At 47.8% G+C, this 7,105-nt stretch carries 7 protein-coding genes and 1 other annotated feature; all 7 genes read left to right on the top strand.

Going from position 1 to position 7,105, the window contains the following annotated elements; translation table 11 throughout:
* Positions 1-717 (top strand): FtsQ-type POTRA domain-containing protein (locus IJN28_00385; protein ID MBQ6712228.1); only part of this gene is annotated, 717 nt, incomplete at its 5' end.
* 8 nt (positions 718-725) lie between these two features.
* Entirely contained in the window at positions 726-1,418 is a 693-nt protein-coding gene (locus tag IJN28_00380; protein MBQ6712227.1) for a DUF881 domain-containing protein, read from the top strand.
* Positions 1,415-1,744: a small basic family protein gene (locus tag IJN28_00375; GenBank protein MBQ6712226.1), complete on the top strand. Its 330-nt coding sequence runs from the start codon at positions 1,415-1,417 to the stop codon at positions 1,742-1,744. Before IJN28_00380 ends, IJN28_00375 begins: the two co-directional genes overlap by 4 nt.
* A 55-nt stretch (positions 1,745-1,799) precedes the next feature.
* Positions 1,800-2,054: a binding site (T-box leader), on the top strand.
* A 48-nt stretch (positions 2,055-2,102) separates the two neighbouring features.
* Positions 2,103-3,767, top strand: coding sequence for a 2-isopropylmalate synthase (locus IJN28_00370; GenBank protein MBQ6712225.1), 1,665 nt, complete (start codon positions 2,103-2,105; stop codon positions 3,765-3,767).
* Between the two features lie 258 nt (positions 3,768-4,025).
* Positions 4,026-5,081 (top strand): cell division protein FtsZ, encoded by a 1,056-nt coding sequence (gene ftsZ / locus IJN28_00365; protein MBQ6712224.1) that lies wholly within the window; start codon positions 4,026-4,028, stop codon positions 5,079-5,081.
* A 141-nt stretch (positions 5,082-5,222) separates the two neighbouring features.
* Positions 5,223-6,125 carry a sigma-E processing peptidase SpoIIGA gene (locus IJN28_00360; protein ID MBQ6712223.1) on the top strand — a complete coding sequence of 301 codons (903 nt, stop codon included), beginning with the start codon at positions 5,223-5,225 and terminating at the stop codon, positions 6,123-6,125.
* Positions 6,126-6,169: 44 nt separating this feature from the next.
* The gene (sigE, locus tag IJN28_00355) at positions 6,170-6,847 is read left to right on the top strand and encodes an RNA polymerase sporulation sigma factor SigE (protein MBQ6712222.1); all 678 of its coding nucleotides are present in this window, start codon (positions 6,170-6,172) and stop codon (positions 6,845-6,847) included.
* Positions 6,848-7,105 lie beyond the last annotated feature (258 nt).

The following is a 7,105-nucleotide window of genomic DNA, read 5'->3' as shown; positions in this document are numbered from 1 at the left end:
GAAAGCAAAATGCCCAAAGGCGTGCTTCGTTCGATATTGGGCGCGATGATATGCTTTATTCTGCTCATTATTTTTATCAGCTCGTCATATTTCCGTTTGGCAGAGATCGAAGTGGAAGGCAACCAAGGTCTGTCGGACAAAGAGATCATCGAGATGACGGGGATCGCCGAAGATGCCAATATACTGAGTATCGGCCTTGACAGAACGTGCGACCGATTGATGCAGGATCTTCGTATCGAGCATGCGGAAGCGACGCGCGTATTTCCTGATCGTATCCGATTGGTCGTTTCGGAACGTACACCGCTTTTTTATGCGGCGGGCGGATATGGCTTTTTGGAGATCGATAAAAAAGGAACAGTCCTTGCTGTACATAGAAGTATGAATCGTATGGATGTCCCTGTCTTGACGGGGTGTCAGTTATCCGATCTGTATGTCGGAGATGTCGTCAGCTCAGAAGAGCTTAAGCAAGTTACCGATTATCTGTCGGGCTTGTCTGATGATATCATCAAACAGATATCCGAGATCAATATCAAAGACCCTGCTCGCGTTTATGCGTATACGAGCGATTCTATCTATATCGACTTGGGACCGATCGGTCGTCTGGCCGAAAAAGCACCGTTGACGAATGAGTTCCTCGGTGCCATAACCGAAGACGGATTGGCAGTAAAATCGATCCATCTCGACTATACTGTGCCTGTTATGAAATTAAGGAGATAACGATCCACATGATGCGAATGAGAAAGGGACAACTGTCCATTGCGCTGGTGTGTGTGGTGTTGGGTATCATGTTGGCGGTTCAGTTCCGTGCAACGCAAGGGATACGTTCCGACGTCACGTATCAGCGTATCGAGGACTTGTCGGCACAATTAAAAGCAATAGAACAAGAACGCGACGGCCTGTTGGAAGAAGTACATGAGCTTCGTCAAAAAGCGGGCGGCGGCAAAGAACTTCAGAATATCAAAATGGGTGCGGGTATCGTTGCCCTTCGCGGACCGGGCGTAGTCGTTACGATAGATGACAGTCAGAAGATCGCCAAAGCAGGCGAAAATCCGAATTTATATGTAATACATGATGACGACCTGTTAAAAGTTATCAACGAATTGCGCGCGGCAGGTGCGGAAGCCATCTCTGTCAACGGGCAGAGATTGATCGCGACGAGTGAGATCCGCTGTGCGGGACCGACGCTTTCGGTCAACAATACGCGCTATACGCCACCGTATGAGATACTAGCTATCGGTGATCCCAAGACGCTCGATAATGCACTCAAGATGCGCGGCGGTATCGTTGAAACGCTTCGATTCTGGGGCATTCAGATAAATATCTCCAAGTCGGACAATGTCGTTGTACCTGCGTACAAAAGCTCGTTCAGATTCGACCATGCACGTGCGATCGAGTCGGAAGAGGGGGGTGCACGATGATACTCCCTATCCTTGGACTATGCATCGGTCTTGTCATCGGTATGACGATGCCGTACGGTATCCCTGCCGAATATTCCAAATTGATGTCAGTCGCTCTTTTGGCATCGCTTGACTCCGTGTTCGGTGGCTTGCGTGCCCGTACGGAGGGCAGATTTAACGACACGGTATTTATTACAGGGTTCTTCACGAATGCGCTATTGGCGGCTGTGCTCGTATTTATTGGCGAGCGACTGGGCATCGACCTCTATATGGTCGCGCTTTTAGCGTTCGGTATTCGTATTTTCCAGAACCTTGCCATTATCAGAAGATATTTTTTGGGTAAATAAAATACTTGCAAACCCTTCGAAAAAGTGTTAAGATGTAAACCATAAAGGATATCACATAAATACGTTGCAGAGGAATAGTATGATTTTGGGAGGCAAACAGAAAGCTGTTGGTCGATGCGAAACAGTTGCCGAAGAAATCGGAACTCACCTTGAAGTAGCGCGCTGAAATGAAAAAAGTAGGTGGCGACGGAGCCCAACCGTTAGCGTGGGAGGATATAAGGCTGAATAAGTCCGTATCCGGTAGAGTGCGTATTCTTCGGAATACGAAGTAGAGTGGTAACACGTGAGAGTAAAGTCTTTCGTCTCTTAGGAGATGAAAGACTTTTTTATTTTGAAAAACAGAAATGAGGTTTGCGTAATGAAAAATTATCAGAAATATAAAAGAGGTTATTTTATGCCGCCTGTCGTTGATATGAGCTGGGCACAGAAAGAGTATGTAGAGAAAGCTCCGATCTGGTGCAGTGTCGATCTGCGTGATGGTAATCAGTCGCTTATCATTCCGATGAGTTTGGAAGAAAAATTGGAGTTCTTCCAATTCTTAGTCAAGATCGGATTCAAAGAGATCGAAGTCGGTTTCCCTGCCGCATCGGAAACGGAATATGAATTTTTACGTCGTTTGATCGAAGATGATCTCATTCCCGACGATGTTACGGTGCAGGTCTTGACGCAGGCGCGTGAACATATTATCCGTAAGACATTCGAAGCGCTCAAAGGTATCAAAAAAGCCGTTGTCCATCTGTACAACTCGACATCGGTCGCACAGCGTGAACAAGTATTCCGCAAGTCAAAAGAAGAGATTATTGAGATCGCTGTTGCCGGGGCGAAGCTCCTCCAAGAAGAAGCGGCCAAAGCCAAAGGTGAATATCTCTTTGAATATTCTCCCGAGAGCTTCACGGGTACGGAAATCGACTTTGCACTCGATGTATGTAACGCTGTCCTCGATGTATGGCAGCCGACACCGGAGAAAAAAGTCATCATCAACTTGCCTGCTACAGTATCTATGTCGATGCCGCACGTCTATGCAAGCCAGATCGCATATATGTGCGCAAATATGAAATATCGTGAAAATGTCATCGTTTCGCTCCATCCGCACAATGACCGCGGCTGTGCCGTAGCCGATACGGAGATGGGACTTTTGGCAGGTGCCGACCGTGTGGAAGGTACACTCTTTGGTAACGGGGAACGTACAGGCAACGCCGATATCGTGACGATCGCGATGAACCTTTTCTCGCACGGTGTCGATCCGAAGCTCGACTTCTCCGATATGACGAAGGTCGTAGAGATCTATGAAAAAATGAACAAGATGCGCGTATATGAACGTCAGCCGTATGCAGGCAAGCTCGTCTTTGCCGCATTCTCGGGATCGCACCAGGACGCTATCGCAAAAGGCATGAAATGGCGTGAAGAGGTCGATTGTCAGCATTGGACAGTACCGTATCTGCCGATCGATCCGAAAGATGTCGGACGTGAATACGAAAGCGACGTTATCCGTATCAACAGCCAGTCGGGCAAAGGCGGTATCGGTTATCTCATGGAACAGAATTATGGCATCGTAATGCCGCCGAAGATGAGAGAAGATTTCGGTTATGCCGTGAAGAGCGTATCCGATCACCAGCATAAGGAATTGATGCCGGAAGAGATCTGCGACATCTTCCATACACGTTATGTCAACATCAAATCTCCGATCGAGCTGGTTGATTATCATGTTGAAAAACAAGACGGTATCGAAGTTGCGCTTGAGCTTATCGTCAATGGAGAAAAATGCAATATCAAAGGTAAAGGGAATGGTCGTTTCGACGCTGTCGGTAATGCGATCAAGGAACATCTTGGTATTCGGTACGGCAATCTGACGTATGCGGAACACGCGATGGAACAAGGTCAGCAGACAAGTTCGGCTGTTGCGTATGTCAGCTTGCAGGCAACAGACGGCGACATCGTCTGGGGGGCAGGTATCGACACAGACATCACGACTGCTTCGATCCACGCGCTCATCAGTGCGGTCAACCGTTTGGCAACAAAATAATATCGTGAAAGGGAAATCGGCTTTGCTAAGTGGTGCGAGGCCGATTTTCCTATGAGAAAGTCAAAATCAGTAATTGCACAACAGAGAAGCTTTGTGCTATAATAATACATAAATATGTCAATGTGGTAATAGTATCTTCCTTTGGACAAGTCAGTATAGGAAATAAGGCGGAAAGCTTGCTATGTCTGCCGTGTTTTGTGCTGTTGCGATTTGAATGGAAGATTCGATTTTGAGCGTAAATTTTAGGGGGTATTTTTAATGGCGGACATGAACATGATTATGCAGGAACAACCTGCAAGTATTAAAGTAGTCGGTGCAGGCGGCGCAGGTAACAATGCTGTCAATCGCATGATCGAAGTTGATCTCAAAGGTGTAGAATTCATCGCTGTCAATACAGATGCACAGGCTCTCGTGAAAACGGAAGCTGAAACTCGTTTGCAGCTTGGCGAAAAATTGACGAAAGGTCTCGGTGCAGGTGCAAACCCGGAAGTTGGTCAGCAGGCTGCTGAAGAAAGCCGTGAAGAGATCATGGCTATGCTCGAAGGCGCAGACATGGTATTCATCACTGCCGGTATGGGCGGCGGTACGGGTACGGGCTCTGCTCCGGTCATCGCTTCTTGTGCAAAAGAATTGGGTGCACTTACGGTCGCATTCGTAACGAAACCGTTCTCCTTTGAAGGTAAAAAAAGAAAATTGCAGGCTGAAGAAGGTATCGCTCGCTTGAAAGAATGTGTTGACGCGATCATCGTTATTCCGAACGACCGTCTTTTGCAGGTATCGGAAAAACGTACGACGCTCAAAGATGCGTTCAACATCTCGAACGATGTTCTTCGTCAGGGTGTACAAGGTATCTCCGACCTTATCGCTGTTCCGGGCGAAATCAACGTTGACTTTGCTGACGTAAAATCCGTTATGAAAGAAACGGGTTCTGCACTCATGGGTATCGGTCTTGCAAGCGGCGACGATGCTGCTGTAAAAGCTGCTGAAGCGGCAATCAAGAGCCCGCTCATGGAAACGTCCATCAGCGGTGCACGTGGTATCCTCTTCAACATCACGGGCAGTGCTAACCTCGGTATCTTCGAAGTTACGGCTGCAGCAGAAGTCGTTCAATCGATCGCTGATCCGGAAGCAAACATTATCTTCGGTACGTCCATCGACGATACGCTTGAAGACGCTGTAAAAGTTACGGTCATCGCAACGGGCTTCGATACGGACAACCCGGCTAACATTGCAAAACCGGTCATCACTTCTTTTGACAGAAACAAAGCTAACTCCGATCTCAAAGTTCCCGATTGGATGAAAGCAAAAAAATAAAACATAGGCAGTGAACCTGCTTGAAGATAGCATCCTACTGATGTAGGGTGCTATTTTTTTATGTTCGGCCTCGTATTTACAAAGTTTGCTTTTTTTATTTGATATGCTGAGAACGTGAATCTACGGAGAGAAGGCGATTCTATGGTCATCTATTGGGATATCCTGCTCTTTTTTAATGTGGTGGTCAACGGTCTTATCTTATTTTTGACATCGGTCGCTGTCGGTATTCGTGCTTCTTGGCTGCGAATATGGCTCGGTGCGTTTGCGGGAGGCTGTTATGTTCTCGCGGACGGTACTTTGATACCGCAGGATATACTTGTCCGAGGATTCGTTTCTTTTCTCTTGATATTCATCGTATTCGGCTATCGATCGTGGCGTGCGTTTTTGTTTGCGACTGCCGTTTTTTATCTCGTATCGTTTGTCATCGGTGGGGCTGTACTCGGCTGGCTGTCGATCGGACAGAACATGCTGACGGGACATATCTTGCCTGCGTTCAGCGAAGTGAGCAGTGGTATCCTGATCGGAGCATCGGTCGTGTTTTTTTGTCTTAGGAGGTCGATGGAGCGGGCGGGGCGCGCACCTTATTTTGTGCGTGTGACGGCAATTTGCGAAGGGCGAAGAGATACGTTTGAGGGGCTTATTGATACGGGCAATCTGTTGGCATCACCGATTCGTCGTACGCCTGTTATCGTTGTTGAGAAGCATGCTATTCCATCTCTCTTGGGAAAGGCATCTCGTTATTTCGATATGCGGAAGGAATGTGAGTGGGTGCGCGATCTTGCTTTCTGTGACGATGTACTTTGGCAGAAACGGCTGTCGTTGTCTTCGTATCAGACGATAGATGGTGCGGGACATATGCTCGTCGGTATCCGTGTCGATGAGGTGCTCATAGAAGCGGGCGGTGTGCGGTATCATGCAAACGATTGTATCGTTGCTGTGACGGACAGCAAGCTGTCAGCAGACGGTAGATATGAGGCGATCGTGCCGAGCCGTCTGCTTGCGGAAGGGGAAACTGTGAAGGGGGAACGAACGTGGGTATCCTGAAGGAATGGAAAGCGAAGCTCAATATCGCTGTCAAAAGGTGGTTGATGCGGCTCGGTATCATAAAAAGTGATGGTGTTTATTATGTCGGCAGTGCAGAGGTACTGCCGCCGCCGCTCAAACGTGAAGAGGAGGATGAACTTCTGTTTCGGATGCAGGCGGGCGATAACAGTGTGAGGAGTATCTTCATCGAGCGCAATTTGAGGCTCGTCGTCTATATTGCGCGCAAATTCGAGAACACGGGTATCGGCATCGAAGACTTGGTGAGCATCGGAACGATCGGGCTTATCAAGGCGGTCAATACGTTCGATCCACTCAAAAAAATAAAGCTGGCAACGTATGCATCGCGTTGTATCGAGAATGAGATACTGATGTATTTGCGCAAAAATCATAAATTGCGCAGTGAGGTGTCGCTTGATGAACCGCTCAATATTGATTGGGACGGCAATGAACTGTTATTATCCGATGTGCTCGGGACAGAGAACGATCTTATCGCACGTACGGTCGAAGAAGAAGCCGACAAGAAGTTTTTGCGCGAGGCGATGCAGAAGCTGTCACCACGCGATCAACTCATCATGCGTATGCGCTTCGGTTTGGGCAAAGACGGAGAAGAACGAACGCAAACAGAGGTAGCAGAGCAGATCGGGATTTCGCAGTCGTACATATCGCGACTGGAGAAACGTATCATTCGTCGATTGCGCAAGGAATTTATGCGGGCGGAATAGGATAGCGTACAAAGAAAGCAGGTCGATACATACCTGCCATCTTTTTGAAGAAATGGTATAAAACAGGAAAATGAAGGCAATAATCTTTTTGTAGGAAGATTGCAGGGGGTTATTGCTATGATCAATAAAGTAGAAATTTGCGGTGTGAATACGTCCAGATTGCCGATCCTGTCGGCTTCGTATATGCGGACCTTGTTCGAGGAATTGCAGAGCGGGCGGACGGAGGCGCGTGAGATACTCATTCACGGGAATCTTCGG

Source organism: Selenomonadales bacterium, assembly GCA_017442105.1.
GTDB lineage: Bacteria > Bacillota > Negativicutes > RGIG982 > RGIG982 > RGIG982.
This window is presented reverse-complemented; position numbering and strand designations above follow the sequence as displayed.

What these genes read in the sequence shown, in the direction of transcription:
- IJN28_00380 (MBQ6712227.1), top strand. Translation starts at nt 726, where the DNA reads ATGATGCGAATGAGAAAGGGACAACTGTCCATTGCGCTGGTGTGTGTG.
- IJN28_00375 (MBQ6712226.1), top strand. Translation starts at nt 1,415, where the DNA reads ATGATACTCCCTATCCTTGGACTATGCATCGGTCTTGTCATCGGTATG.
- IJN28_00370 (MBQ6712225.1), top strand. Translation starts at nt 2,103, where the DNA reads ATGAAAAATTATCAGAAATATAAAAGAGGTTATTTTATGCCGCCTGTC.
- ftsZ (MBQ6712224.1), top strand. Translation starts at nt 4,026, where the DNA reads ATGGCGGACATGAACATGATTATGCAGGAACAACCTGCAAGTATTAAA.
- IJN28_00360 (MBQ6712223.1), top strand. Translation starts at nt 5,223, where the DNA reads ATGGTCATCTATTGGGATATCCTGCTCTTTTTTAATGTGGTGGTCAAC.
- sigE (MBQ6712222.1), top strand. Translation starts at nt 6,170, where the DNA reads ATGCGGCTCGGTATCATAAAAAGTGATGGTGTTTATTATGTCGGCAGT.